Annotated in this window: 28 protein-coding genes; 16 read left to right on the forward strand and 12 right to left on the reverse strand. The window is 61.0% G+C overall.

The window, feature by feature from the left end:
* Window positions 1–11: 11 nt before the first annotated feature.
* From ubiA to Q1A91_RS01410, 3 genes are all read left to right on the forward strand, one after another.
* On the forward strand, window positions 12–974 hold the full coding sequence (gene ubiA / locus Q1A91_RS01400; protein WP_299871743.1) for a 4-hydroxybenzoate octaprenyltransferase: 963 nt from the start codon (window positions 12–14) through the stop codon (window positions 972–974).
* A gap of 70 nt (window positions 975–1,044) precedes the next feature.
* On the forward strand, window positions 1,045–2,940 hold the full coding sequence (locus Q1A91_RS01405) for an OmpA family protein (protein WP_299873645.1): 1,896 nt from the start codon (window positions 1,045–1,047) through the stop codon (window positions 2,938–2,940).
* Window positions 2,927–3,253, forward strand: coding sequence for a hypothetical protein (locus tag Q1A91_RS01410; protein WP_299871745.1), 327 nt, complete (start codon window positions 2,927–2,929; stop codon window positions 3,251–3,253). Before Q1A91_RS01405 ends, Q1A91_RS01410 begins: the two co-directional genes overlap by 14 nt.
* Before the next feature lie 27 nt (window positions 3,254–3,280).
* On the opposite strand, the gene Q1A91_RS01415 is transcribed toward Q1A91_RS01410, so the two are convergent.
* From Q1A91_RS01415 to pgsA, 4 genes are all read right to left on the reverse strand, one after another.
* Window positions 3,281–3,727, reverse strand: coding sequence for a universal stress protein (locus Q1A91_RS01415; RefSeq protein ID WP_299871748.1), 447 nt, complete (start codon window positions 3,725–3,727; stop codon window positions 3,281–3,283).
* A 79-nt stretch (window positions 3,728–3,806) separates the two neighbouring features.
* Window positions 3,807–4,250, reverse strand: coding sequence for a molybdenum cofactor biosynthesis protein MoaE (locus Q1A91_RS01420; protein ID WP_299871750.1), 444 nt, complete (start codon window positions 4,248–4,250; stop codon window positions 3,807–3,809).
* Window positions 4,251–4,254: 4 nt separating this feature from the next.
* The gene (gene moaD, locus Q1A91_RS01425) at window positions 4,255–4,503 is read right to left on the reverse strand and encodes a molybdopterin converting factor subunit 1 (protein ID WP_299873648.1); all 249 of its coding nucleotides are present in this window, start codon (window positions 4,501–4,503) and stop codon (window positions 4,255–4,257) included.
* Window positions 4,500–5,165, reverse strand: coding sequence for a CDP-diacylglycerol--glycerol-3-phosphate 3-phosphatidyltransferase (pgsA, locus tag Q1A91_RS01430; protein ID WP_299871752.1), 666 nt, complete (start codon window positions 5,163–5,165; stop codon window positions 4,500–4,502). Before pgsA ends, moaD begins: the two co-directional genes overlap by 4 nt.
* A 150-nt stretch (window positions 5,166–5,315) precedes the next feature.
* Here pgsA and Q1A91_RS01435 point away from each other — a divergent pair, with 150 nt between their 5' ends.
* Window positions 5,316–6,365 carry a GSCFA domain-containing protein gene (locus Q1A91_RS01435; RefSeq protein WP_299871755.1) on the forward strand — a complete coding sequence of 350 codons (1,050 nt, stop codon included), beginning with the start codon at window positions 5,316–5,318 and terminating at the stop codon, window positions 6,363–6,365.
* Window positions 6,365–7,093 carry a hypothetical protein gene (locus tag Q1A91_RS01440; protein WP_299871757.1) on the forward strand — a complete coding sequence of 243 codons (729 nt, stop codon included), beginning with the start codon at window positions 6,365–6,367 and terminating at the stop codon, window positions 7,091–7,093. The genes Q1A91_RS01435 and Q1A91_RS01440 overlap by 1 nt, the downstream gene beginning before the upstream one ends.
* On the opposite strand, the gene uvrC is transcribed toward Q1A91_RS01440, so the two are convergent.
* The 3 genes from uvrC to Q1A91_RS01455 form a co-directional block, all read right to left on the reverse strand.
* Complete coding sequence (gene uvrC / locus Q1A91_RS01445) at window positions 7,023–8,888, reverse strand: excinuclease ABC subunit UvrC (RefSeq protein ID WP_299871760.1); 1,866 nt, start codon at window positions 8,886–8,888, stop codon at window positions 7,023–7,025. The two genes, Q1A91_RS01440 and uvrC, sit on opposite strands and share 71 nt — an antisense overlap.
* Before the next feature lie 288 nt (window positions 8,889–9,176).
* A complete protein-coding gene (locus Q1A91_RS01450; protein ID WP_299871763.1) occupies window positions 9,177–9,956 on the reverse strand; it encodes an SDR family oxidoreductase in 780 nt (259 codons plus the stop codon).
* A 15-nt stretch (window positions 9,957–9,971) separates the two neighbouring features.
* Window positions 9,972–10,916, reverse strand: coding sequence for a calcium/sodium antiporter (locus tag Q1A91_RS01455; RefSeq protein ID WP_299873651.1), 945 nt, complete (start codon window positions 10,914–10,916; stop codon window positions 9,972–9,974).
* Between Q1A91_RS01455 and Q1A91_RS01460 the strand changes: the two genes are divergently transcribed.
* Complete coding sequence (locus Q1A91_RS01460; RefSeq protein WP_299873717.1) at window positions 10,907–11,077, forward strand: hypothetical protein; 171 nt, start codon at window positions 10,907–10,909, stop codon at window positions 11,075–11,077. The genes Q1A91_RS01455 and Q1A91_RS01460 overlap by 10 nt on opposite strands.
* Before the next feature lie 9 nt (window positions 11,078–11,086).
* Here the strand turns inward: Q1A91_RS01460 and Q1A91_RS01465 are convergent, their stop codons facing one another.
* The 4 genes from Q1A91_RS01465 to Q1A91_RS01480 form a co-directional block, all read right to left on the reverse strand.
* A complete protein-coding gene (locus tag Q1A91_RS01465) occupies window positions 11,087–11,884 on the reverse strand; it encodes a S49 family peptidase (RefSeq protein WP_299871766.1) in 798 nt (265 codons plus the stop codon).
* A gap of 72 nt (window positions 11,885–11,956) precedes the next feature.
* Window positions 11,957–12,718, reverse strand: a complete 762-nt coding sequence (locus Q1A91_RS01470) for an ABC transporter permease (RefSeq protein WP_299871768.1) — start codon at window positions 12,716–12,718, stop codon at window positions 11,957–11,959.
* Window positions 12,715–13,644, reverse strand: coding sequence for an ABC transporter ATP-binding protein (locus Q1A91_RS01475; protein WP_299871770.1), 930 nt, complete (start codon window positions 13,642–13,644; stop codon window positions 12,715–12,717). Before Q1A91_RS01475 ends, Q1A91_RS01470 begins: the two co-directional genes overlap by 4 nt.
* Before the next feature lie 80 nt (window positions 13,645–13,724).
* The gene (locus Q1A91_RS01480) at window positions 13,725–14,690 is read right to left on the reverse strand and encodes an NADPH:quinone oxidoreductase family protein (RefSeq protein ID WP_299871774.1); all 966 of its coding nucleotides are present in this window, start codon (window positions 14,688–14,690) and stop codon (window positions 13,725–13,727) included.
* A 416-nt stretch (window positions 14,691–15,106) separates the two neighbouring features.
* Between Q1A91_RS01480 and Q1A91_RS01485 the strand changes: the two genes are divergently transcribed.
* The 10 genes from Q1A91_RS01485 (at window position 15,107) to Q1A91_RS01530 (ending at window position 26,147) form a co-directional block, all read left to right on the forward strand.
* Window positions 15,107–17,983, forward strand: coding sequence for a monovalent cation/H+ antiporter subunit A (locus Q1A91_RS01485; RefSeq protein ID WP_299871813.1), 2,877 nt, complete (start codon window positions 15,107–15,109; stop codon window positions 17,981–17,983).
* Window position 17,984: 1 nt separating this feature from the next.
* On the forward strand, window positions 17,985–18,341 hold the full coding sequence (locus Q1A91_RS01490; protein ID WP_299871816.1) for a Na+/H+ antiporter subunit C: 357 nt from the start codon (window positions 17,985–17,987) through the stop codon (window positions 18,339–18,341).
* The gene (locus tag Q1A91_RS01495) at window positions 18,338–19,894 is read left to right on the forward strand and encodes a monovalent cation/H+ antiporter subunit D (protein WP_299871819.1); all 1,557 of its coding nucleotides are present in this window, start codon (window positions 18,338–18,340) and stop codon (window positions 19,892–19,894) included. The genes Q1A91_RS01490 and Q1A91_RS01495 overlap by 4 nt, the downstream gene beginning before the upstream one ends.
* Before the next feature lies 1 nt (window position 19,895).
* Complete coding sequence (locus Q1A91_RS01500) at window positions 19,896–20,396, forward strand: Na+/H+ antiporter subunit E (RefSeq protein WP_299871822.1); 501 nt, start codon at window positions 19,896–19,898, stop codon at window positions 20,394–20,396.
* Window positions 20,393–20,680 carry a K+/H+ antiporter subunit F gene (locus tag Q1A91_RS01505; protein WP_299871825.1) on the forward strand — a complete coding sequence of 96 codons (288 nt, stop codon included), beginning with the start codon at window positions 20,393–20,395 and terminating at the stop codon, window positions 20,678–20,680. Before Q1A91_RS01500 ends, Q1A91_RS01505 begins: the two co-directional genes overlap by 4 nt.
* Window positions 20,677–21,066, forward strand: a complete 390-nt coding sequence (locus tag Q1A91_RS01510; protein WP_299871828.1) for a Na+/H+ antiporter subunit G — start codon at window positions 20,677–20,679, stop codon at window positions 21,064–21,066. Before Q1A91_RS01505 ends, Q1A91_RS01510 begins: the two co-directional genes overlap by 4 nt.
* Window positions 21,067–21,554: 488 nt before the next feature.
* Window positions 21,555–21,731, forward strand: coding sequence for a hypothetical protein (locus Q1A91_RS01515; protein WP_299871831.1), 177 nt, complete (start codon window positions 21,555–21,557; stop codon window positions 21,729–21,731).
* Between the two features lie 240 nt (window positions 21,732–21,971).
* Complete coding sequence (locus Q1A91_RS01520; RefSeq protein ID WP_299871833.1) at window positions 21,972–23,486, forward strand: ATP-binding protein; 1,515 nt, start codon at window positions 21,972–21,974, stop codon at window positions 23,484–23,486.
* A gap of 129 nt (window positions 23,487–23,615) precedes the next feature.
* Entirely contained in the window at window positions 23,616–24,476 is an 861-nt protein-coding gene (locus Q1A91_RS01525; protein WP_299871835.1) for a bile acid:sodium symporter family protein, read from the forward strand.
* 12 nt (window positions 24,477–24,488) lie between these two features.
* Window positions 24,489–26,147 (forward strand): FAD-binding dehydrogenase, encoded by a 1,659-nt coding sequence (locus Q1A91_RS01530; RefSeq protein WP_299871837.1) that lies wholly within the window; start codon window positions 24,489–24,491, stop codon window positions 26,145–26,147.
* Here Q1A91_RS01530 and Q1A91_RS01535 read toward each other — a convergent pair.
* Entirely contained in the window at window positions 26,117–26,785 is a 669-nt protein-coding gene (locus tag Q1A91_RS01535; RefSeq protein WP_299871839.1) for a TetR/AcrR family transcriptional regulator, read from the reverse strand. The genes Q1A91_RS01530 and Q1A91_RS01535 overlap by 31 nt on opposite strands.
* Between the last annotated feature and the right edge of the window lie 211 nt (window positions 26,786–26,996).

The following is a 26,996-nucleotide window of genomic DNA, read 5'->3' on the forward strand; positions in this document are numbered from 1 at the left end:
GGACATGATATATGCAAGACACGCCACTACCGCCAGATGGCACCGTCGCGGATGCGCCTGCCGACAATTGGGTGGATGTCTACGCCCCGGCGTTCACCCGGCCCTACCTGCGCCTCAGCCGTGCGGATCGGCCGATCGGCACCTGGCTGCTGCTTTTGCCCTGCTGGTGGGGTCTGGCACTGGCGATCCTCTATGATCAATCTCCCCGCTGGGAGGACGCATGGATCTTCATCGGCTGCGGCATCGGGGCATTCCTGATGCGCGGCGCGGGCTGCACATGGAACGACATCACCGACCGCGACTTTGACGGTCTGGTTGAACGTACGCGTTCCCGCCCCATCCCCTCAGGTCAGGTCAGCGTCAAAGGCGCCGTCATCTGGATGGTCCTGCAAGCCCTGCTGGCGGCCTGCATCCTGTTCACCTTCAACTGGCAGGCCATCGGCCTTGGCGTGCTGTCGCTGCTGCTGGTGACGGTCTACCCTTATGCAAAGCGGTTCACATGGTGGCCGCAGGTGTTTCTTGGCCTCGCTTTCAACTGGGGCGCGGTGCTGGTCTGGACCGCCCACACGGGTCGCCTCGATGCGCCTGCATTGCTGCTCTATGCAGCAGGCATCGCCTGGACGCTGTTCTATGACACGATCTATGCGCATCAGGACACCGAGGACGACGCGCTGATCGGGGTAAAATCCACAGCACGGCTCTTTGGCAAGCAAACCGCGTCGTGGCTGCGCCGCTTCCTGATGGCCACTGTGGGGCTGATGGGCCTTGCCGTGATCTTCGCCGTGCAAGGCAACGCAAGCGTTCTGGCGCTGGTCATCGCACTTGGCGGCCCATGGGCGATGGGCTGGCACATGGCATGGCAATTGCGCGGGCTCGATATCGAAAATTCCGCCAAATGCCTGCAACTCTTCCGCGCCAACCGCGATACCGGCATGATCCCGCTGTTGTTTTTTGCCGCAGCGCTGCTGGTGTGATTGCACCCCCGCGCCCAGAGGCGTATCACTTGGGTGAACTGAAACGGTGCAAAGCCTTCCCATGCGACCCATGCGTCTCTCTGCCCTTCTGATTGTTGCGATCACCTTCACTGCGGCGGCGGTGGTGTCCCTGGTGGCGGCCAACTTTTCCGTCAAACTGATTGAGGAAAATTCCGAAATCGGCGTGCGTGATGCGCTGGATGAGGCAGGCATGACCTGGGCTGAGGTACAGGCCGACGGCTTGCAGGTGATCCTGGCGGGCATTGCCCCCACCGAAGCCGTCCGGTTCCGCGCCCTGTCGACCGCCGGCAGCATGGTCGACGCCGCCCGCGTCATTGATGAGATGGAGGTGGAGGCACAGGCCGACATCGCCCCGCCCCGCTTTTCTGCCGAAGTGCTGCGCAATGACAGCGGCATCTCCATCATCGGCCTCGTCCCCGCCACCACCTCCCGCGAGGACGCGATTGAGCGTTTTACCGACATCGTTGGCGACACCCGCGTGACCGACCTGCTGGAAAGCGCCGATTACCCCGCGCCGCGCGATTGGGACGATGCCTTTGCTTTTGCCCTCACCGCGATGGCCGAACTGCCCCGCGCCAAAGCCTCCGTGGAAGCCGGGCGTGTGTCGATCACCGCGATTGCCGACAGTGTCGAAGACAAGATGCAGATGGAGGCCCGCCTGAACCGCGCAACGCCACCCAACCTGTCGGTGCGGCTGGATATCGCCGCACCCCGCCCGGTGATCACGCCCTTCTCGCTGCGGTTCCAACTGGATGAAGACGGCGCCAAATTCGATGCCTGCTCCGCCGATACCGAAGAAGCCCGTGTGCGCATTCTGGCCGCCGGCACCCGTGCAGGCATCACCGGCACCGCGCGCTGCGTGGTCGGCATGGGCGTGCCCAGCCCCAACTGGTCCGAAGCCGTCGCCCAGAGCATTGACGCTGTTGCCCGCCTCGAAGGCGGCACCGTGACCTTTGCGGATGCGGACATCACCCTTGTGGCCCTGCCCGGCACGGAACAGGGCAAATTCGATGACATCGTGGGAGAGCTGGAAAACAACCTGCCTGACGTCTTCGCCCTGCGCGCCAAACTGCCCAAGGTCGAAGATCCCAATGCCGGGCCACAGGAATTCCTCGCCACGCTCAGTGCCGAAGGGGACGTGGAACTGCGCGGCAGACTGGCCGATGCGGCTTCCCGCGAACTGGCTGACAGCTACGCCAAGGCGCGCTTCGGTTCCGCCAAGGTAAAGACCGCTGCCCGGCTGGTCGAAGGCCTGCCCGGCAACTGGACCCCGCGCGTTCTGACGGGATTGGAAGCACTGTCGATGCTCAACAACGGATCGCTCAAGGTGACGCCAGACGCCGTTGCCGTGAAGGGGGAGACCGGCAATCCCAACGCCAGTGCGGAAATCACCGCCCTGCTGTCCGAACGCCTGGGCGATGGCAGCGATTATGACATCTCTGTCCGCTATCTTGAAAAACTCGACCCGGTGCTGGGCCTGCCCACCCCCGACGAATGCGAAGCCGAAATCGGTGCTGTACTGGAACTGGGCAAGATCAGCTTTGAACCCGGCAGCGCCACCATTGATGCCTCTGCGCTTGTGGTGATGGATCAGATCGCCGGTATCCTGAAACGCTGCGGCGACATCCCCCTTGAAATTCAGGGCCATACGGACAGCCAGGGCCGCGAAAGCATGAACCTTGAACTCAGCCAGAGCCGCGCCGAATCCGTCCTGAACGAACTGCGCGCCCGCCGCGTCCTCACCGGCTCCTTCACCGCCAAAGGCTACGGAGAGGTGACCCCCATCGCCGATAACAAGTCTGAGGAAGGCCGCGAAGCCAACCGGCGCATCGAATTCCGCCTAATCCGCGAAGAACCTGTTGAAACAGCGCTGGAAAATGCGGACGATACAGGCGATAACAGCGACGAAACCGCGCAAGAAGGCTCAGATAATGAGCAGAACTGAATTTGTCATCGCAACCGCGATCATCCTGTTCGTGGCATTCTGCCTCGGCTGGTTTGCCAATTGGCTGCTGCACCGCTTCACCCGTGTGGCCGCAGGCGATGTGGCTGAACTCGACCGGATGAGCCAGGAGTTGCATGAAGCCGAAGAAACCCGCGATCAGGCCATCACCTACCTGCAACAGCGGGAGGCGGAGCTGACAAATCAGCTCTCCCAGACCGAAGCGGAACTGCGCGCCGCGATGGACGGTTTGCGCGATGCCCGTCATGAAGCCGAAGAAATGCGCAACATCATCGAACGCCAGCAGGCGGGCTGATACCGCCCACCCCGCTTGCGAAACGCCTTACGCGACAGTCATCACCGCGCAGCTTGCGTTCTTGCTGATCGATTGCGACGTGCTGCCCAGAAACAACCCCGTGACACTGCCCAGACCGCGACGCCCGGTCACGATCAGATCCGCATTGGCAACCGTTGCCCGCGCCAGAACGCAATCCACCGGATCACCATGACCGATATGCACCTCGATGTCCTTGATCCCCGCCTCTGAGGCAATCGCCTTGGCGCGCGCGCCGACCTTCTCCGCCGCGTCGCGCAGCAGTTCATCCTGCGCCACGGATGTGCCCACATAAAACCCTGAGATCGCTTCCGCCGCGAATGTGACCGTTTCGTCCAGCGGCGTATGCGACACCTCGATGTGCGCGCCGAATTTGGACGCCAATTCGCATCCCATCTGCAAGGCCCGTTCCGCTGCGTCCGAGCCGTCAAAGCCGACAACGATTGAAGAAATCATGCTGTGTCTCCTGTATGTTGCATCAGCCTTACCCCAAAAGCAGGGGCTCAGACCTTGATGCAGGTCAAGGGCGCGCGGTTTACCAGCGTGTCAGCGCGTCTTCGTCCGCGTCCTTGGCATCCACCCAATCCGCCCCGCCCCGCGTCACTTCTCGTTTCCAGAACGGCGCGCGGGACTTGAGGTAATCCATCAGGAATTCAGCGCCGTCAAAGGCGTCCTTGCGGTGCGGCGCGGCTGTGGCCACCATCATGATCATCTCACCGGGCTTCAACGGCCCGTAGCGATGGATCACCAAAGCATCGCCCAGCGAAAACCGGGTGATGGCATCCGCCGCAATCTGCTCCAGCGCCTTCTCGGTCATGCCGGGGTAATGCTCGATCTCCATCACCTCCAGCGGATCATCGGCCAGATCGCGCACCACGCCGGTGAAGGTCACGATCGCCCCCATATCCTTGCGTCCCGCCGCAAAGGCCGCGCTCTCTGCCCCCAGATCAAACGGCTCTGCCTGCACGCAAATCCGCATGGCCCTAGCCGCCTGTCATCGGTGGAAAGAACGCCACTTCGCGCGCGCCTTCCAGTGATGCGTCAAAATCGGTCAACTGCTGGTCCACAGCCACGCGCAAGGCTGACAGGTCTGAGAACGCCAGATCATACCGCTCTTCCCGCGCGCGCAATTCGGTGACCAGCTCCGCGACCGTCGCCGCACCCGTTTCCACCTCTTCACGGGGCAGACCGATCCGCTCCCGGACCCATGCAAAATAAAGCACATTCATCAGCGTCCCTCCTTCAGATGCGGCATCGCCTTGGCCAGATAATCAAACCCGGTGATCGCCGTCAGCGCCGCTGCAATCCACAGCAGGATCAGGCCAATGATCCCGGCCCATTCCATGCCCAGCAACTTCCATTGCAGGCCCAGCAGGTCCTCTTCATCCCCGTTCAGAATGGCGCTGACCATCTGCTCATCCATCCCGAAGACCGACATGCCCAGGTAATGCTCAAACACCCCCTGCGAAAACAGCACCGCAATCGCGATCATCTGCAACGTCGTTTTCCATTTAGCGAGCTTTGTCACTTTTAAAGTCCCCGCCGTATCCCCCAGATATTCCCGCAAGCCAGAGACAAAAACCTCCCGGAACAGGATCACCGTGGCAGGCAGCACCAGCCAGGGCGACCAGCTGGAAAAGGCCACGATCACCATCAGGGCGATGACCACCATCGCCTTGTCGGCAATCGGGTCCAGCATCGTGCCCAGCTTGGTTTCCTGCTTCCACGCGCGCGCAAGATAGCCGTCAAACCAATCGGTTATCGCCGCTGTCACAAACAGCACCAGCGCAAACCAATCCGCATAAGGCCGGGTGAAATACAAAAACATCACCGCAACGCCCGGTGCCGCAGCAAGGCGCAAAAGGGTCAGGACGTTCGGCAGGTTCCACTTCATACCTCCTTCTACCTCGCCCGGCAGGGGCAGGAAAGCACCAATGAACTGAGATAAATCGACACGATTACCCGTCTTGCCCGACGCTGAGACACCTTCTACCCTCTTGTAAAGTTTACACATTATTCAGAAATTCAGGGGATCACACCGCTTGTGAACCAGTCACCGACCTCGCCCTACGCCGATCTGCCGGATCACGCTTTCTGGAAAACCGCCGTCAGCAGCCGCAGCATGTTCGACATTTCCGCGCTCTGGTCGCCCCGGTTCGCGCTGGATGCGACAACACCTGTCGTCACTTACGGCTCCTGCTTTGCACAGCACATCGGCGCGGCCCTGCGCCAGCGTGGCTTCAACTGGCTGAACATGGAGCCCCCCGCAGGGAACGCGCCCCGGACCGATCCGGCCTTCCACTACAACGTCTTCTCCGCCCGCACCGGCAACATCTACACCACCACGCTTCTGCGCCAATGGGTCCGCTGGGCCGCCGGGGCGGCCGCCCCGCCCGATGAATTCTGGACCTGCGGCGACCGGGTCAAAGACCCGTTCCGCCCCCGGATCGAACCAGATGGTTTCGCCTCTCTGGCAGAGGCGCAGCGCAGCCGCCGGGTCACCCTCAACTCCTTTGCCGACAGCATCCGCCGCGCGCAGGTCTTTGTCTTCACCCTTGGGCTGACCGAACGCTGGCACCACCTGACCGAGGGGTATGAATACCCCCTCTGCCCCGGCACCGCTGCGGGCACCTTCGATCCCACGCTTCACGGCTTTGATACGCTGGGCTTTGCCGACACCCTCGAAAGCCTCTGGGACGCCATCCACCTGATGCGCCAGATCAACCCGGAGCTGCGGGTCCTGCTGACCGTCTCCCCCGTCCCCCTCACCGCCACGATGAGCGGGGACCACGTGATCCCGGCAACCACCCTGTCAAAATCCATCCTCCGCGCCGTCTGCGGCGAACTGGCCCGCACCCTGTCCCATGTGGATTACTTCCCGGCGTATGAAATCATCTCGTCACCCGCATTCCGGGGCACCTTCTTTGCCCCCAACCAACGCGATGTTGCGGCCAAAGGGGTCGACTGCGTGATGCAGCATTTCTTGGACGCACTGGACACCTCGCCTGCACATGCGCCTGCACCACCCCCACCAGACCCCGCACATGTCATCTGCGAAGAAGCCCTGCTGGCCCGCGCCAAAGGGCTGCACTGATGGTGGAGGTCCTGATTGCCGGCGACAGCCAGACCGGCGCGCTTTTCCACCGGGTCCGCCGTCACCCCAACGTGGCCCTTGTCGCGGCCCCCGGCCAGCGGGTGAAAAACTTCCAGATCACGCCCGATGGGCAGGTCACCGGCTATGAGGTTCAGCTCAACAGCCCCGCCGCCCCGGCGCTGCACCGTTTTGATCTGGCCTACATCTATGCCGACATGGCCGAACCGCTCACCCTGATGCCGAAACGTCTGCACCGTTACAGCGCGGCCTATCTGGCCGCCCATGTGACCGAACGCCTGCAAGACAGCCACAGCATCCGGCTGGCGCGGGCCATGGCGCAGGTGCTGCCGCCCCGCCGCATCATCCTGATCCCGAAACCCATCCCCCTCAGCCGTGCCCGCGCCGGGTTTGCCGCCATGACGCTCCAGGACGCCACCGCAAGGGTACAGCGGCACATCGGCTTTCCCATCGCCCATCTGACATCCGGCATCTGCGCCCCCGATGGCACACCCGATCCGGCCTTCTACGAAAACTCAGCCGACTGGCTGGGAGAGATCCCGAAACCCGATACCAAACCCGACCATGACAACGACCACCTGAACACCCGTGGCGGCGATCTGCTGTTTGAAGCCTTCAAACGCGACGTGGCCGCACGCTTCATCCCCGCTCGTGGAAATAGGCATAGATCGTCTCCGCCAGCGCATCCGACACCCCCGCCACCGCCTTGAGGTCGCTGAGGTTCGCGCGGCCCACCGCCTTGGCCGACCCGAAATGTGCCAACAGCGCCCGCTTGCGCGCCGCCCCCACGCCCGGCACCTCATCCAGCGGCGTCGCACCCACCGCCTTGGCGCGTTTCGCCCGGTGCGTGCCAATGGCAAAGCGGTGCGCCTCATCGCGCAAACGCTGCACGAAGTACAGCACCGGATCATTGTGCCTCAGCGCCATCGGCCGCTGCCCGGTGCGGTGGAATTCCTCCTTACCCGCATCCCGGTCAACGCCTTTGGCCACGCCGACCATGGGAATATCCTCCACCCCGTGATCGCGCATGATCTTGCGCACCGCACTCACCTGCCCGGCGCCCCCGTCGATCAGCAGCAGATCCGGCCACATGCCTTCGGTGCGATCCGGGTCTTCCTTGATCAGCCGTTTGAACCGCCGGTTCAGCACCTCTTTCATCATCCCGAAATCATCACCGGGGGTCAGCTCCTCCCCCCGGATGTTGAACTTGCGGTACTGGTTCTTCATCATCCCTTCCGGGCCCGCGACAATCATCGCGCCCACCGCATTGGTCCCCTGAATGTGGGAGTTGTCATAGACCTCAATCCGCTGCGGCGGGCCGGGCAGATCAAAGGCATCCGCCAATCCTTGCATCAACCGCGCCTGTGTCGCCGTCTCCGCCATCTTGCGCGCAAGGCTCTCGCGCGCATTGCGCAGCGCGCCGTCCACCAGTTCCGCCTTTTCCCCCCGGCGCGGCACCAGCAGCTCCACCTTGCGGCCCAGCTTGCCGGTCAGGGCATCCGCCATCAGATCAGCATTCTCAATCTCATTGCTCAGGATCAACTGCCGCGCGGGTTCGCGGGTGTCATAGAACTGCCCGATGAACGCTTCCAGCACCTCCGCCGCATCCACATCCGCACCGACACGCGGGTAGTAATCCCGGTTGCCCCAGTTCTGGTTGGCCCGAATGAAAAACACCTGAACGCAGGCCTGCCCGCTGTCCATGTGCAGCGCGATGATGTCGGCCTCCGTCACGCCCTTCGGGTTGATCCCCTGCGAGGTCTGCACCTGCGTCAGCGCCTTGATCCGGTCGCGCAACGCCGCCGCCCGCTCAAATTCCATCTCCTCGGACGCCTGCGTCATCTCCTTTGCCAGCCGCGCCTGAATGTCGGTCTTCTTGCCCGACAAAAAGCGCTCGGCGTCCTTGACCGTCTGGCGATATTCCTCCGGGCTGATCTTGCCCACGCAGGGCGCGCTGCACCGCTTGATCTGATACTGCAAACAGGGCCGTGTGCGGCTGTCGAACATCGCGTTGGAGCAATCGCGCAGCAGGAACACCCGCTGCAACTGATTCAGCGTCCGGTTCACCGCGCCCGCGCTGGCAAAGGGGCCGTAATACGCCCCCTTCTCCTTCTTCGCGCCGCGATGCTTCTTGATCTGCGGATAATCATGTTCCGCTGTGACCAGAATATTGGGAAAGCTCTTGTCGTCGCGCAGCAGCACGTTGAACTTGGGCTTGAGCTGCTTGATCAGGTTCTGCTCCAGCAGCAGCGCCTCGGTTTCGGTCTTGGTGGTCAGGAACATCATCGACGCGGTGTTCGCGATCATCCGCGCAATCCGCCCCGAATGCCCCGAAGGCCGCGCATAGTTGCTGACCCGCGCCCGCAGATTGCGCGCCTTGCCGACATAGAGCACCCTGCTCTCCGCATCGAGCATCCGGTACACCCCCGGAGAGCTGTCGATGGTCTTGAGGTAGCTCTGGATCACTTCGTGCCCCAGTTGTGGTGTCTCAGCGGTCGATGTCATGCGTGCGGCGGCCTCCAGATTCGCAAGCGTGATGATAGCCGGAATGGCAAGCGCTTTTCAGTCCACCATGTCTGTGGATAACTCTGCCTATAAGTTCACGCATTGCAGAAAAAATCCTTATCATCAGGGCACTTCGTTAAAACGCCTAATTTTTAGGCAGTTATGTAAGTCATTGTTTTAATTTATTACTTTTATTTCAGTTCTGCAAAACACTGAAACCATTAGACTTTAGCAACCAAATCTTCATCTTCATGAAGACAGGTGCAAAACTTCTGTAAACTTCGCGTGTCACTCAACCCCAAGAACGTCCGGCGTCTGCCAGCCAAGGTGCTGGCCACCGTCCACACACATAAGTTGTCCCGTGACCGCCGGCGCATCCAGAAAGTATCCAAGGGCAGCGGTGATGTCATCCGGATTGGCCCCGCGCCCCAGCACCGTGTTGGCCCGCTGATCGGCAAAATGCGTCTGGGATTGCCGCGCGCCTTTCAGGGTCGGTCCCGGCCCGATGGCATTCACGCGAATGACCGGCGCCAGCGCCTGCGCCGTGGTCTGAGTCATCGCCCACAGGCCCATCTTGGCCAGCGTGTAGGTCATGAACTCCGGCGTCAGCTTGCGCACCCGCTGGTCGATCATATTGACGATCAAGCCGGTCGCCACCGGCTCTCCCGCGTCATCAACCTCCGCCGCCATCCCCTGCGCCGCCATGGCTTGCGTCAATACAAACGGCGCCCGTAGATTGCTGTCCATATGCCGGTCCCAGCTGTTGCGCGTGGCACTGTGAACCGTGTCGTATTCGAAGATAGAGGCGTTGTTGACCAGACAGGTGATCGGCCCGCCCAAAGCCGTGACCGCCGCCGGAAACAGCGCTTGCGTCTCCGCCTCATCCAGCAGATCGGCCTTCAGCGCCACGGCCTGCCGGCCCATCGCCTTGATCCGGCGCACCGTCTCTTCCGCGCCCTCGGCAGACTGCGCGTAATGCACTGCCACATCAAACCCGCGTTGCGCCAGATACAGCGCCATCGCCTGCCCAAGGCGCTGCCCCGCCCCCGTTACCAATGCCCGTCTCATGGGTCGCCCCTCAGTCTACGCCAACACGACGAAAAGATAGAACGCATACATCGCGGTCAAGCCGATGCCGGCCATCCGGGTGATGTCCCGGCCCATGAAGACAAACGGGATCAGCAGCAGCGACGCCGCCAGCATCACCCACAGATCAAACCGCAGGAACGCCGGGTCCACGCTGATCGGTCCCACAAGGCTGGCAATGCCGACAATGGCCAGCAGGTTGAACATGTTCGACCCGATCACATTGCCCAGCGCCACATCAGCCTGCCGTCGCAGCGCGGCCATCACCGTGGTCGCAAGCTCCGGCAAGGACGTACCAATCGCCACCAGCGTCAGGCCAATGACCGTATCGCTGACCCCATACGCCCGCGCAATCACCGAGGCGTTCTCCACCAGCAGGTTCGCCCCCACGGGCAGGCCGATCAGCCCCAGCACCAGAAACGTCCCGATCTGCCACTTCGGCATGTCCGGGTCCGCCCCTTCGGGCTCTTCCTCATCATCGGCACAGGCCTTGCGGTGGCTGCGCGCCTCCATGAAGGCCGAGCCCAGCACATATCCCAGCGCCCCCAGCAGCACCAAACCGGCCAGCCAGTCAAAAACCCCGCGGAACGCCAATGCGATAAACAGCAGCGTCGCGGCGATCATCACCGTGAAATTCTTGCGCGTGTCACACTCAGAGGTGTGCATCGTCGCCAGCAGCGCAGGCACGCCCAGCACCAGCAGGATATTGGCCGTGTTCGACCCCACCACATTGCCCAGTGCAATCCCCGGCGCATTGTCCAGCACCGCCTTGATCGCAATCAACAGCTCCGGCGCCGACGTGCCAAAGGCCACAATCGTCAGGCTGACGATCATCGCGGGCACACCCAGCCGCAGCGACAGGTTCACCGCCCCCTTGACCAGCGCATCCCCCGCCAGCAGCAGGATCACCAGCCCCAGCCCGGACAACACCCATGGCATCAGCATCAGGTCTTACCCCCGCAAGGACAATCACCCTTGCCGATCCGGTGCCGCCCGCAGGCGCTGCACTTCGTCTGTTTCAACCGTTTACCGCCCAGCCAATGCATCTTGCCAAAAAAGGCGAGCGTGCCCATCACGACAAGGAAAAGGAGGACGATCTTTGAAATCATGCGCTACAGACCAAAGCGCGCGTAGGCCGCCCGCTCCTCAATGCCCTGCACCGCGTCCTGCACCATCTGGGCGCCAAACCGGCTCAGCAATCCGCGCTTCACGCCATAGCGGCGGAACTTCACCTTGTCGCCAAACCGCTCTTTCATCATCGGCTTGAGGTGCCCGATCCCGTCGATCAACCCCAGTTCCGCAGCACGTCTAGAAAGCCAGACTTCCCCGGTGAACAGGTCCTGATCCTCCGGCAGCTTGCCTGCGCGCCGCGCGCTGACGTGGTCTTTGAAATTCACATGAATGTCTTCCAGCAGCACTTTCAGCCGCGCAACATCCTCGGGGTTTTCCGGGCGGAACGGGTCCAGCATGCTCTTGGACTTGCCCGCCGTATGCACCCGCCGTTCCACACCGTAGTTGCCAATCAACTCATGCAGCCCGAAGGAGGCCGAAATCACGCCGATCGACCCCACAACCGAAGACGGATCGCCATAAATCTCATCCGCCGCCGCCGCCAGCCAATACCCGCCGGATGCGGCAACATCCTCCACGAAAGCGATGACCGGCACGTCTTTCTCTTCGGCCAGCCGCCGGATGCGCGCACCGATCAGCGAGGATTGCACCGGGCTGCCACCGGGAGAGTTCACCTCCAGCGCCACCGCCACAGGCTTGCCCTTGGCAAACGCCTTCTCAATCGCCGGGGCCAGCACCGCGTCATTCAACGCACCCCGCCCCTGCGCGCCAATCACACCTGCAAGGCGGATCACAGCGACGGTCGGGCCAGATTTCAGGAAGGGCAGCCAATTACTCATCCGTCAGATGTAGAGCGGCGGGCGGCGGCAAACAAGGCGATGCGTGTCTTTATTCCCCACAGTGCAAATCGGTCACTGCCGGATGCGCCAGCCGGTGCGGAAAATCCACCAGATCACGCCCAGACAGGCCGCTGTGAACAGGCCAATCGCCAGCAGGCTGGTCAGGATCGGCACATCCGCCGTACCAAAGAACGCCCAGCGAAAACCGGAGATCAGATAGACCACCGGATTGAACATCGAAATCGTCTGCCACACGGGTGGCAGCATGTTGATCGAATAGAACGACCCGCCCAGAAAAACCAAGGGGGTCACGATCAACAGCGGCACAATCTGCAACTGCTCGAAGTTCCCTGCCCAGATGCCCAGGATGAACCCAAACAGCGCAAAACTGATCGTGGTCAGCACCAGAAACGCCACCATGGCAATGGGATGTTCAATGGTGAAATCGACAAAGAAGAACGCCGTGCACAGGATGATCGCCCCGATGATCAACGCCTTGATCGCCGCCGCGCCCACATAGCCGATGACAATCTCGATAAAGCTGATCGGGGCCGACAGCAGCTCAAAGAATGTCCCGATGAATTTAGGAAAATAGATCCCAAACGATGCGTTGGAGATCGCCTGCGTGATCACCGTCAGCATGATCAGCCCCGGCACGATGAACGCGGCATAGCTCACGCCCTCGACCTCCTGAATGCGGCTGCCAATCGCGGCGCCAAACACCACGAAATACAAGGACGTCGAAATCACCGGCGCCAGAAAGCTCTGCGCGATGGTGCGGAAAAACCGCGCCATTTCAAACCGGAAAATGGAAAGGACCGCCATCCAGTTCATGCCGCATCCTCCTTCACCAGGGTGACGAAAATCTCTTCCAGACTGGATTGCCGCGTCACCACATCACGCAGCACCAGCCCCGCCGCCGCCACCTTCGACAGGAGCGAGGTGATCCCCGTCCGCTCGCTCTTGGTGTCATAGGTATAGATCAACGCCCCGCCATCCTCCGACAGACGCAGCGCGTCTGACCGCAGGCTTTCGGGGATCTCGGAAATCTTCTCCGTCAGCTGCACTTCCAGCTCTTTCTGCCCCATCCGCGCCATCAGGGTGTCCTTGTCCTCCACCAGCATCAACTCACCACTGGCGATCACGCCCACACGGTCGGCAATCGCTTCGGCCTCTTCGATGTAATGCGTGGTCAGAATGATCGTCACGCCATCCGCCTTCAGGCCCGCCACGACCTCCCACATGTCCTTGCGCAATTCCACATCCACACCCGCCGTGGGTTCGTCCAGAAACAGCACCCTCGGATCATGGGCCAGCGCCTTGGCGATCAGCACCCGGCGCTTCATCCCGCCTGACAATTCCCTGATCTGGCTGTCTTTCTTGTCCCACAGCGACAATTGCCGCAGCACCTTCTCAATCGCCTTGTCATCAGACGGTTTGCCAAACAGCCCGCGCGAAAACCGCACGGTGTTGATCACCCGCTCAAAGGGTTCCAGATTGATCTCCTGCGGCACCAGCCCGATCATCTGCCGCGCGGCGCGGTAATCCGTGATAATGTCATGCCCGCCCACGCTCACACTGCCCGACGTCGGCGTCGTGATCCCGCACACGGTTGAGATCAGCGTGGTCTTGCCCGCGCCATTCGGCCCCAGCAGCGCCAAGATCTCCCCTTCCCGGATGTTCAGCGACACCCCCTTGAGGGCCTGAAACCCACCCTTGTAGGATTTTTGCAGGTCGGTGATGCGGACGATATCAGACATGGAGGGACCTTTGTTGCCTTGGGCAGAAGTGTAGAACCCACCCCAAAGTGTCAACCAGACAGCCTGTGCGCTGATGCAGGTTACTTCTGCACTTCCACCACAACCTTGCCTGTCGCCTTGCGGCTGCGCAACAGGTCAAGCGCCTCATTGGCCTGCGCCAATGGCATCACATGGCTGACATGGGGCTTCAGCTTGCCTGCGGCGTACCAGTCGAACAGCACCTTGAAACTGTCCGTCAGCACTTTCGGGTTCAGCTTGGCATACCCGCCCCAGTAAAACCCGATGACCGAGATATTCTTGACCAGCACGATGTTCGCCGGGATCTGCGGCACCTCGCCGGAGGCAAACCCCAGCGGCAGCAACCGCGCCTCGGGGTTCGCGGCGCGCAGGGCGGCCTTGAACTGATCGCCGCCCACCGGGTCGTAAACCACATCCGCACCGCCCAGGCCTTTGACCACTTCGCGGATGTCATCGGTTTCGGAATCCACCAGATGGTCGGCCCCCATCTGACGGCAAATCTCCAGCTTCTCTTTGCCGCGTGCGCAGGCAATCACCTCCGCCCCCATCAGCTTGCCCAGTTCCACCGCCGTCAGACCCACGCCGCCCGACGCGCCCAGCACCAGCAACCGCTCCCCCGGTTTCAGATGCGCCTTGTAGTCAAGCCCGACGTGGCTGGTGCCATAGGCAATCAGAAACGCCGCCGCATCCACCGCTGTCATCTCATCCGGGATCGGCACACAGATCGCCGCCGGGATACACACATATTCGCCCAAGCCCCCGAACCCCGAATAGGACGCGATCCGCGTACCGGCTGTCAGGTCCGTGACACCCTCCCCCACCGCTGCCACGGTCCCGGCCAGCTCCATCCCCAGCGTCGCGGGCAAGGGCGGCTTCTCCTGATAGGTGCCCTTGATGATCAGCGTGTCACCAAAGTTCAGCCCGCAGGTTTCCACCTTCACCAACACCTCCCCCGCCGCCGGGGTCGGACGGTCGATTTCGCGCATTTCAAGCGGGGCGTCGGTAGCGATGAGTTGCATGGCGCGCATCGGATCTGTCTCCTTGAAACTGTAGGGGTCAGATGGCCCAAAACCCGCCCAAATGGCAAGGCCTGACCCCCGATTTTGCCAGATCGGCTAAGTCTCTGTTTTCAAACAACTGTGCACAAACGGTGTACAGGTTGTGCACAGTCCGTGTACCGGTTGTGCCCCCCGTTTTTCACCCTTCCCACCCCCCGTCATTCTGCGGCAAACTGTCACGATCCACCCGCATTTCCCGCGCTCCCGATCCGGGATCATGTCGGAGGCTTACTTCTTAATACCCACCTCTCCCCAAATCGTCTCACCGCTCTAATTGTACCCAATCAGAAAACAGTTTTGTGCCCAGATTGTCCGGTTTCCCTTGAGAAACCCCTCAAATTCACCCAGATATGGGCGACGTCCCATCCAGAATATCAGGAGTTCGCGTGTCCCTCTTCCTCGTTGTTGCCCTGCCCTTTCTCGGGGCCTTGCTACCGGGATTGATGAACCAGGCGGGGCGTCAAGCCTGTGCCGGCGTCACCTTCACTGTCACGCTCGCCGCCCTGATCGGCCTGCTCACCAACGCCCCGGCCGTCCTGTCCGGAGAGGTCGTCCAGACCGGCGTGAACTGGTTGCCCGCGCTGGGACTAAACGTGAATTTCATGCTCGACGGGCTTGGCTTTTTCTTCGCCTGTCTGATCCTCGGCATCGGCCTTCTGATCATCACCTACGCCCGGTTCTATCTGGCGCGTGAGGATCACATGGGTGAATTCTTCACCTACCTTCTGCTTTTTCAAGGCGCGATGGTGGGCATTGTTCTGTCTGATAACATCCTGCTTTTGCTCATTTTCTGGGAACTCACGTCGCTCTCCTCCTTCCTGCTGATCGGCTATTGGAAACATCTGCCCGAAGGGCGGCAAGGCGCGCGCATGGCACTGACCGTGACCGGCATGGGTGGCCTCGCGATGATCGGGGGCATGCTGATCCTGGGCCAGATCGCGGGCAGTTATGATCTCTCCGTGATCCTGCAAAACCGTGAGCTTATTCAGGAAAGCCCGCTCTACCTGCCTGCGCTGATCCTGATCCTGCTGGGCTGCTTCACCAAGTCCGCGCAGTTCCCCTTCCACTTCTGGCTGCCCCACGCGATGGCCGCCCCCACGCCCGTCTCTGCCTATCTGCACTCCGCCACGATGGTGAAGGCGGGCATCTTCCTGATGGCGCGCATGTGGCCTGTGCTGTCGGGCACCACCGAATGGTTCGTGATCGTCACCAGCGCGGGCCTGATCACCATGGTGCTGGGCGCGGTGATCGCGCTTTTCAAACATGATCTCAAAGCCTTGCTGGCTTTCTCCACCGTCAGCCACCTTGGCCTGATCACCATGCTTCTGGGCACCGGCACCGCCTTTGGGGCCATGGCCGCGATGTTCCACATCCTCAACCACGCCACGTTCAAAGCCGCCCTCTTCATGTCCGCAGGCATCATCGACCATGAGACACATACCCGCGATATCAGACTCTTAGGCGGGCTCAGGCACCTGATGCCCATCACCTTTGTGATCGCCAGCATCGCGGCTTTGTCGATGGCGGGCATCCCCTTCCTCAACGGCTTCCTGTCCAAGGAAATGATGCTGGAGGAGGCCAACCACACCGTCCTCTTCAACACCCCATGGCTGGTCCCGGCACTGGCCACCATCGGCTCGCTCTTCTCCGCCGCCTATTGCTTCCGCCTGATCGGCCATACCTTCCTTGGCCCCAAGCGCGACGACTACCCCGCAGCACCCCATGATCCCGGCCCCGGCCTGTGGATGCCGCCGGCAATCCTCGTGGTGCTGGTTGTCGTGATCGGCTGCGCGCCTTTCCTGGCTGAGCCATTCGTGAAGATCGTCACCGCTTCCGTTCTGGGAGAAGCTGCTGAAGTTCCAAAGGCTTACTTCAAGATCTGGCACGGTCTCGTGCCTGCACTCTACATGTCCATCGCGGCGGTTGTCGGTGGCCTGCTGTTGATGCTGATCTTCAATCCCCTGCTGAGCGCGTGGGAAAATACCCCCCGGCCCGAAGCGAAAACCATCTTCGAGGCGATCATCGCCGCCGCGGTCTCCCTCGCCCAGACGGTCACCCATGGGTTACATAACGGCGCTTTCACCCGCTACGCCGCCATCTTCAGCGTGACGGTTCTGGCCGTCGGATACCACGCCTGGGCCACCGGCACCGTGGGCCCGGCCACCCGCACCGTGCAGCCCGCAGGCCCTGTGGAACTCGCAGGCTGGGCGATGCTGGTCGCCGCCACCTGCGGCCTTGTCGCCCTGCACCGCAACCGCCTGCTTGCGCTGATCTTTATCGGGATCGTCGGGCTGATGGTCTCCGTGGGTTTCGTGTTCTTCAGCGCGCCTGATCTGGCAATGACCCAGATCACCGTCGAAGTGGTGACGATCATCCTGCTGCTGCTGGCCCTGAACTTCCTGCCCAACCAGACCCCTATTGAAAGCACCACCCTGCGCCGCGTGCGCGACGGCGCGGTTGCGCTGGCCTTGGGCGCGGGGGCGATGATGATGTCTTATCATTTCCTCCTGCGCGAGGCGGTGCAGACGCCGATCTCCGAATTCCACCTTGCCAATTCCTACAAAGGTGGCGGCGGCACCAATGTGGTCAACGTGATCCTCGTGGATTTCCGGGGATTTGACACCTTTGGAGAGATCATCGTGCTGGGCATCGCCGCCCTGCTGATCTACGCCCTGACCGAAACCCTGCTGAGCGGCCCGGTCCGCGCGCGTCTGCTGAACCGGATGCCCGATCAGCCCCGTGCGGGTGACATGCACCCGATGATGATGGTCGTCCTGACCCGCGTGATGATGCCCGTGGTGCTGATGGTCGGTTTCTACATCTTCCTGCGCGGCCACAATGAGCCGGGTGGCGGGTTCATCGCGGGCCTTGTCGTCTCCATCGCCGTGGTGATGCAGTATATGGCCAGCGGCTTTGCCTGGGCCACAGCGCGGCAACGCTACCCCTATCACGGCATCATCGGTGCAGGCGTGCTGATCGCTGGGCTGACGGGCATCGGCTCATGGTTCTTCGGCAAGCCTTTCCTGACTTCCGACTTCACCTATGTCCGCATCCCGCCGTTTGAGAAGTTCGAACTGGCCACCGCTGCCCTCTTTGACGTGGGCGTGTTCCTTGCCGTGGTCGGTGCGGTGATGCTGTCGCTGGAAAGTTTCTCCCGCCTGGCACGGCGCGCCCATGTGAAGGACAGCGACTACGCCATGGACATCGACCCCTCACGGGACGATCCGCCAGAACCCACCAAGCCACTGGAAGGAGGCGCCTGATATGGAATTTCTTGTCGCCTCCGCCATCGGCATCCTCACGGCTGCGGGCACCTATATGGTGATGCGCCTGCGCACCTTCCCAGTGATCCTGGGCATGTCGCTGCTGACCTATGCGGTCAACGTGTTCCTCTTTGCCTCCGGCCGTTTGACGGTATCGGCCCCACCGATCCTGACGGATGCAGAGGTCTATACCGATCCGCTGCCACAGGCGCTGGTGCTGACGGCCATTGTGATTTCCTTCGGCATGACGGCCGTGGTGGTGATGATCGCGCTTGGCTCGTATCTGGGCGCTGATGATGACCATGTGAATGATCCGGTAATCGACCCCGATGCCCCCGATGGGGAGGCCAAGCCATGACCCATTGGATCATCCTGCCCGTCGTCCTGCCCGCGATCCTTGCGCCCTTCATCGTGCTCGCCGCGCGCTACCATGTGGGCATCCAGCGGGTGTTTTCCATCGCAGGCGTCATCGCCCAGATCGTGCTGGCCGCAAGCCTTGCATGGCAGACCTCTGACGGCACTGTGCTGCTCTATCAACTGGGCGACTGGGCCGCGCCCTTCGGCATTGTGGTGGTCGGAGACCGCCTGAGCACCATGATGGTGCTGCTCACGGCGATCCTTGGCCTCTTCGTTCTGCTCTATTCCATCGGCTCTGGCTGGGACACACGCGGGCGGCATTTCCATGCGCTGTTCCAGTTCCAGCTGATGGGCATCATGGGGGCGTTCCTGACAGGAGACCTCTTCAACCTCTTTGTTTTCTTTGAGGTTCTGCTGATCGCCTCCTACGGGCTGATGATCCACGCAGGCGGCAATGCGCGGCTGCGGGCCGGTGTGCAATATGTGCTTTTCAATCTGATGGGCTCCACCCTGTTCCTGTTCGCACTGGGTGCGATCTATGCGGAGACGGGCACGCTCAACATGGCGGATCTGGCGCAGCGCCTGTCCAGCGTTGACCCTGCTGAAACGGTTGGCATCCGCCTTGCCGCCGTGCTGTTGCTGATGGTCTTTGCGGTCAAAGCCGCCCTGCTGCCCCTGCACTTCTGGCTGCCCTCCAGCTATGCGGAGGCCCCTGCCCCGGTGGCAGCCCTCTTTGCCATTATGACCAAGGTCGGCGCCTATGCGATCATCCGCGTCTATACGATGATCTTCGCGCCGGGCGTTGCTGTGACGGCTGGCCTGCATGATGTCTGGCTGCTGCCCGCCGCACTGGCATCGCTGGCGTTGGGCATGATCGGTGTGCTGGCGGCGCGGTCGCTGGACCGTCTGGTGGCGTTTTCGGTCATCGGGTCGATGGGCATGGTGATGGTCACCATTTCGCTGTTCACACCCGAAAGCATCGCGGCCGCGCTCTACTATATCATCCATTCCACACTTGCGGCGGCGTCGCTGTTCCTGATCACCGATCTGGTGGCCCATGGCCGGGGCGATCTGCGCCTGACCGCGCAGCCGTTCTTTGCCGGCGGCCGGCGCACGGCCGGGCTGTTCTTTGTCGCGGCAATTGCCATGGCAGGCCTGCCGCCCCTGTCGGGGTTCATCGGCAAGCTGCTGATCCTTGATGCGGCGTTTGACCAGGACAGCATGCGCTGGATCTGGGCCATTGTCCTGACTGCCAGCCTGATCAGCGTGGTGGGATTTGCCCGCGCAGGCAGCACCGTTTTCTGGAAAGCGCGCAGCGTCGATCCGGAGCCCGATGCGGAAACCTTCCCGGCGCCGGACGCCCTGTCCTATGTCGCAGTCGGCGGGCTGATCGCCTTGCTGGTGGCGCATACGGTCTTCGCAGGCCCCGCCTATCGATACGCGACTGCGACGGCAGAGCAGCTGTTCAACCCAACGGCCTACATCACCACGGTGCTGGAGACCCCCGGCAAGCTGAGCGATGCCAAAGCCAAGGATAAAGAGGAGGATCACTGAGATGGGACGCGCGTACAGATGGCTGTTGCCACATCCTTTGCTGACCTTGCTGCTGGCTGCGGTCTGGATCCTGCTCCAGAACGAATTCTCATCCGGGATGTTCGTCTTTGGCCTGATCCTTGGTGTGCTGATCCCCAAGCTGACCGCACAGTTCTGGCCAGACAGGCCGGTTCAGTTCAACCCGGCCCGCATGATCAGCTATATGCTTGTGGTGATGTGGGACATCATGGTGGCCAATGTGCAGGTCGCGTGGATCGTGCTGACGCGGCCCAATTCCAAACTGCGGCCCGCGTGGATTGTCGTGCCGCTGGACCTGCGCCAGCCCGAGGCGATCACGATCCTGGCGGGCACCATCACCCTGACACCGGGCACCGTTTCCGCAGATCTGTCGAGCGAGGGGCACAGCCTGCTTGTGCATGCTCTGGACGCCCCCGACCCCGATGCGATCCGCGATGAAATCAAACACCGCTATGAGCGCCGCCTGAAGGAGATTTTCGCATGAGCGCTGCTACCAGCTTTATGGACACCGCCCTGATCATCGCCTTTGTGGCCGTGGCACTGGGTCAGGTTCTGTCGATGGTGCGTCTGGTCATCGGTCCCAGCACCGGCGACCGCATTCTGGCGATTGATACCATGACCGTGAACGCCATTGGTCTGATCGTGCTTCTGGGCATCGCCCAGGGCTCTCGTATCTATTTCGAAGTGACGTTGATCATTGCCATGCTCGGCTTCATCTCGACCGTGGCCTATGCACGCTTTATCCTGCGGGGGGACATCATCGAATGACCTTGGAGATTTTCGGCACCTACGCCGTGGCCATCTGCCTGCTGATTGGAGGCGCATTTGCGCTGATCGGCACCATCGGGCTTTTGCGGTTCAACGATTCCATGGTCCGGCTGCACGCGCCCACCAAGGTCGGCACCATCGGCATCGGGGCTTTGCTACTTGCCTCGATCATATATTCCTATGTGTTCAGCACCGGCTCCCTGCATGAGCTGCTGATCATGGCGTTCCTGTTTGTGACCGCCCCCATCTCTGCCAACTTCATTGCCAAGGTGCACATCCATCGTCGCGCTTGTGATACCCCGCCCAAGCCGGTAGAGGACCAGACATGGTCCACGCTCGATCTGCCCGAAGCAGACAGGGTTCTGGTCGAATCAACTCAGGCGTGAGGGATTCGGCGTCTGTGACGTCGTTTCGCGCCAATCTCGGGGGGTGAAAGATGTACACCCCCTGTCTCGCACCCCCAGCAAAGGGGTGGTGAAACAGAAATCAGAGGTCTCTGATTTCCTTTGCGTCAACAATTGGGCGCCCATCTTCGTAAAACCACCGGACTGTTTCTACTAAAAAGGGTAATCAAATCACCCGGCATGGGTGAATTCATGAACCCAAAATGAACGTATTCAATCAATTGAGCGAAATCGCGAATTTTAGCAAAAGTTACGTCATAGAAAGTTCGATGTTTGAAGGCCGGTCATTTCAGTACCAGTATTCTTGTTAAAGGCCTGTGACGAAGCGTGAGGATTGCTGCCAGATGTCCATCCCGTCGGCCGCGGTTTTGTTAAGTAACGAGTGAGGGTGGGTCGCACTGAGTTTTTCAGGTGCGGCCCCCTTTTCTAAGCGGCTCTGTAGCTTAGGAGCCAGGTTGAAGGTTAAATTGATGATGTCGACCGCTGATATTAAGGTCACCACATTTGAAGGAGACGAGGCGTTTCTGCCTCCCGTTTCCCCGGAACTGCTTGCGGCCCGCGCCGCCAAGCGGGACTATATTACCTGTCTGATCGTGGCGATGCTGACCCCTGTGATCATGCTGATCGTGGCGGCAATGGTCAGCTGACTTAAGCGGAAATTCCGTTCCGTATGAAGGCGCTCCTCCGGGCGCCCTTTTGGCGTTCTGCGGTAAGATTGTGAAAGCTGGAATTGCAGCCTCCCACCCAAGATCAACTTCGGCGAGAATGTGCCGCGCCCAGAGAAAAAATCTCAATAAAGCCCCGATGACAGCGTCAATTCGACGGGATTGAACGTGCATTCTCAGCTTCGACGATGCCGAATAGATCCAGTAGGACGCACCAAGTAGATGAGTATCTCGCTAAAGCACCTGGCCACGACCTGTCTGCGCAAGATAGGTCTGCAACCTATTCAGGCGCGCGACTTGTACGACAAGTCCTTGCTTGAGCGTGAGCTGGCCGCAATGCACGACCATTCGATTGTCAGCACGGCGTCGGCCGATGGCGTCATGCTGCATTGCAACGCCCGTTTTGAAGAGGCCCTGGGCTATGCCGAAGCGGACCTCATCGGCAAGGAAATCAGCGTGATCTACGCCGAAGTCGATTATGAACGGTTCACCGAAATCCGCGATACACTGGCCGAGGGGCAAAGCTGGAGCGGTGAGCAACGGCTCAAGCACAAGAACGGTGCCAACGTCTGGGTCCGCACCACGATCTATCCGGTGATGGATGACGCAGGCAATCACATCAAAAGCATCTCCATCCGGACAGACATCACCGACAGCAAACATGTGCAGTCAGAAAAGGACATGTACCGCGCCTTGCACATGATGCAGGACGAGATCTTTCTGCTTGGCACAAAAGACCTGCGTTATGTCTATATGAACGAAGCCGCAATGCGCCGCTTTGACTGGTCCGCCCAGGACTTTGAAGGCAAGACAATGATGACCGCGCACCAGGACTTCGACCGTGAGCGGTTCGAAGCCGAAGTGGGACCGCTGCTGGAGGGCGACGTCACCGAGGTGCGTTTCAATGAAGACCTCGACGGTGAGACCTATGAAAACACCGTGCAGCTGATGCGGACCGCCGATGGCAAGGAGCGTTTCGCCTGCATTCGCCACAACGTGTCGGAGCGGGTTGCACTGGACAAAGCCAAGGACGAATTCACCGCAACGGTCAGTCACGAATTGCGCTCTCCGCTTACCTCCATCAAAGGTGGCATCGGGCTGGTGTTGTCAGGTGCAACGGGAGAATTGACGGACAAGGCCCGCAACCTGCTGGAGATTGCGCACCGCAATTCCGAACGTCTGGTGTTCATCGTGAACGACATGCTTGAGCTCGACAAGATCGCGGCAGGCAAGATGGTCTTTGAGATGCGTGAGCATGATGCAGGGAAATTGTTCTCCGAAGCCCTTATGGCCAATGAATCCTATCTGGCCCAATACGGCGTGAAAGTCGTGACCAAAGGTCTGGAAGACACCCACCAGATCTATTGTGACCCGGACCGGATGTTGCAGGTGCTCAACAACCTGCTGTCGAACGCAGCCAAGTTCTCAAACCGCGGCGGGGAGGTGCATGCCATCCTCGACACATCCGCAGAAGGTGTACACATCACCGTTCAGGACTTTGGCGTTGGCATTCCCAAAGCGGCACAAGCCACGATCTTTGACCGTTTCACCCAAGCCAAAAACGGTGAGATGGAACGACGCGGGACGGGTCTTGGGTTGAGTATCGTCAAAGCCATTGTTGAGCATCATCACGGCACCGTGGAACTGGAAAGCCAGGAAGGCGAAGGGACGACTTTCCGGATCTTCGTGCCGCACAGCACCCCGCAGGGGTCAACCGGGCTGAAACGCGCGTCCTGACTTCTGCCCGCACGGGCCGCCCTCCCCCCACTTCTGCTGACAAAACGCTGGTTCTGAGACCCGGCTTACAGTAAACAGAATTTTATTCTGTTTTGGTTCCTGCCAAAAACAGCGCTTTGGGAGGGGCATATGGATACTCTGATTTCAGTCGTGCTGCCGCTTGGGCTGGCATTTATCATGTTTTCACTTGGGGTTGGCCTGACGCTGGGGGACTTTCTGCGGGTGGGCCAGCGGCCTCTGGCCTTTGCCGTGGGTGCGTTGAATCAGGTGATCCTGCTCCCCCTTGTTGTCTATCTGATCATTCTGGCTTTCGGCCTGCAGGCGGAAATTGCTGTTGGGTTCATGATCCTTGCCGCCTGCCCCGGTGGTGTGACCAGCAACATCATCTCAAGGCTTGCAAAGGGGGACGTTGCACTTTCGGTGTCCTTGACCGCTGTCATCAGCCTGACCAGCATGATCACCGTGCCGCTGATCATGAGCTTCGCCGTTGCGACGTTCATGGGGGCCAATGCGCCTGAAGTCGACATCACCGCAACTGCCGTGACCATGTTCGCGCTCACTGTCGTGCCCATCATGCTGGGCCTGGGTTTGCGCCGCCTGTTCCCTACAGCCATGTCGCGTGCGGAGCCTGCCATCAGCCGCATCGCAGTGATCCTTTTTGCAGCCATCGTTCTGGCGGCACTGGCGGGCAACTGGGGATTGTTTGTCGAAAACCTGCCCAGCATCGGGCCTGCTGTGCTGGCCATGCTGGTGGTGCTGACCGCCGTCGGATACACCGTGCCCCGCCTCTTGGGCCGCACCCGCAACGAGGCCAAGACGATCTCGATCGAGACCGGGGTGCAGAACGGCACCCTCGGCATTGCGATTGCCAGCATCGTTGTGGGCAGCACGGATGGTTTCAGCCCCTACGGCTTGCCATCTGCGGTCTACGGCCTTGCGATGTACCTTACGATCATTCCCGCCCTCTTCATCTTCCGGCGCATGGATTAAGGAGCCTTCCTCATGGATCAGACATCAGACGTCATCATCGTCGGCGGGGGGCTGTCAGGCCTTGTGGCCGCTGCGGAACTGGCCGACCGGGGCAAGTCGGTCACGATCATCGATCAGGAACCCGAAGCCTTTCTGGGCGGGCAGGCCTTCTGGTCATTGGGCGGGTTGTTGTTGATCAACACGCCCGAACAGCGCCGCATGGGGATCAAGGACAGCCGCGCGCTGGCTTTGCAGGACTGGATGGGGTCCGCGCAGTTTGACCGGCCCGAAGACAACTGGCCGCGCAAATGGGCCGAAGCCTATATCGACTTTGCCGCAGGCCCGATGCGCAACTGGCTTTACAACATGGGCATGCGCTGGTTCCCGATTGTCGGCTGGGCAGAACGTGGGGGCGGCTTTGGGTCGGGTCATGGCAACTCCGTGCCGCGTTTCCATCTGACATGGGGCGTCGGCCCCGGCACGCAGGAACCGTTTGAGCGCCGGGTGCGCGCACATGAGAAGGCCGGGCGGATCACGCTGAAGTTCCGGCACCGGTGCTCCAACATCATCATGGAGAACGGCGCGGCCAAGGGCGTGGTGGGTGAGATCCTCGCCCCGGACAACGCCTTGCGCGGGCAATCCACCAACCGCGATGTGATCGGTGATTTTGAACTGCGCGCGCCGTCGGTCATGGTCACTTCCGGCGGGATCGGCGGCAATTTCGATCTGGTACGGCAGTCCTGGCCCACCGACCGTCTTGGCCCCGCCCCCAAAGAGATGATCGCAGGTGTCCCCGCCCATGTGGATGGCCGCATGGTCGGCATCAGCCAGAAGGCGGGCGGCAACCTGATCAACAACGACCGGATGTGGCATTATACCGAAGGGGTCAAGAACTGGGATCCCATCTGGCCCAACCACGGTATCCGCATCCTGCCGGGGCCTTCGTCGATGTGGTTCGACGCCACCGGCAACCGCTTTGCGCCCCCCGCCTTGCCCGGCTTTGACAGTCTGGGCACGCTCAAGATGATCCTCGACACCGGCTATGATTACTCATGGTTCATCACCACGCAGAAAATCCTCAAAAAGGAATTCGCCCTGTCCGGTTCCGAACAGAACCCGGATTTCGAGCAGAAAAGCTGGAAAGAGGTCCTCAAGCAGCGCATCCTGAACAAGCAAGCCACCCCGGCGGTCGAGGCGTTCAAGGAACATGGGGAAAACTTCGTTGTCGCCAAAACGCTGGAAGAGCTGGTGGGCAAGATGAACGCCATGGAAGGCAATGACCTGCTGCCGCTGGACAAGATCGAAGCGGAGATCAAGGCGCGGGACGCGCAGACCGACAACCCCTTCACCAAGGACGCACAGATCATGGCAATCCACGCCGCGCGCAACTATCGCGGGGACAAGTTCCAGCGCACGGCAAAGCTGCACAAGATCCTCGACCCGGCAAATGGTCCGCTGGTGGGGGTGAAGTTGAACATCATCACCCGCAAGACGCTGGGTGGGTTGGAAACGGACCTGAACAGCCAGATGCTGAATGCGGCGGGCGAACCAATTCCGGGCCTCTTCGCTGCCGGAGAAGTGGCAGGTTTCGGGGGTGGCGGCTATCACGGCTACAACGCGCTGGAGGGCACGTTTCTGGGCGGCTGCATCTTTTCGGGCCGTCAGGCGGGGCGGTCCGATACGGTCGCCTGACCTTCATTGCTGAGGTAGCTGGAAAGATACCCTTCCAGCAAACGGGACAGTTCTGCCGAGTAGGGCCGTGAGGCATCGCGGTCCTTCTGTGCCGCAATCAGGTCTTCCATCGCCAGCGCAATCTGGATGGTGGTATTGGCCACCACGCGGGCATCGCCGCCATGAAACCCATCCTCCCCCCGCGCCCAGCGCCTGTGCAGGAACGTGACCAACTCATCGTGCTCCTCATCCTCCACCGCCAGGGGGCCGCGACTGACCATGAACGCCATCAAGAGCGGCCGGTAGTAGGGATGTTCGGCAAGGTAGCTGCGCTGCGTCTCAAGCGCTTTGCGCAAGCGGTCCTGCCAGCGGGGGTGCGTCCGCGCATCGTCAAAGATCGCAAACAGCTTGGCGCGCAACTCCCCCGCGGTCTGGAGGTAGAGTTCCCGCAGCAGATCTTCCACGGTCGGAAAGTACCGGTAGATCGAACTGACCGGAATCCCCGCATGCGCGGCAATCGCCGTTGTGCTGATGTCTTGCGGCGCGCGGGTGCCGAGCAGGTCAGCCGTGGCGTGCAGGATCACATGCACCCGTGCCACCGCCCGCGCCTGTTGCGGGGTGGGCCGGGTGCGCAATGGTCCAAAGCTCAGGCGGGTCACATCGGCCTTTCCTGCAAAAAGTGTCCAGCAGCCAGATACCGTAAATCAGGCAAAACGGAAATACTTTCCGTTTCCTTGCGGGCGAGACTCCCCGCCTTGCGCACCCTGCCCGCTTACGTTCCATGAAGATCAAAGGGACCGTCCGGGCGATTATCATCAATTCCGCAAAAATCTTCACGATCTCCGCTGAATGTCCACGCGCACGCCACAA

The sequence above is a fragment of the uncultured Sulfitobacter sp. genome (assembly GCF_947500075.1).
GTDB lineage: Bacteria > Pseudomonadota > Alphaproteobacteria > Rhodobacterales > Rhodobacteraceae > Sulfitobacter.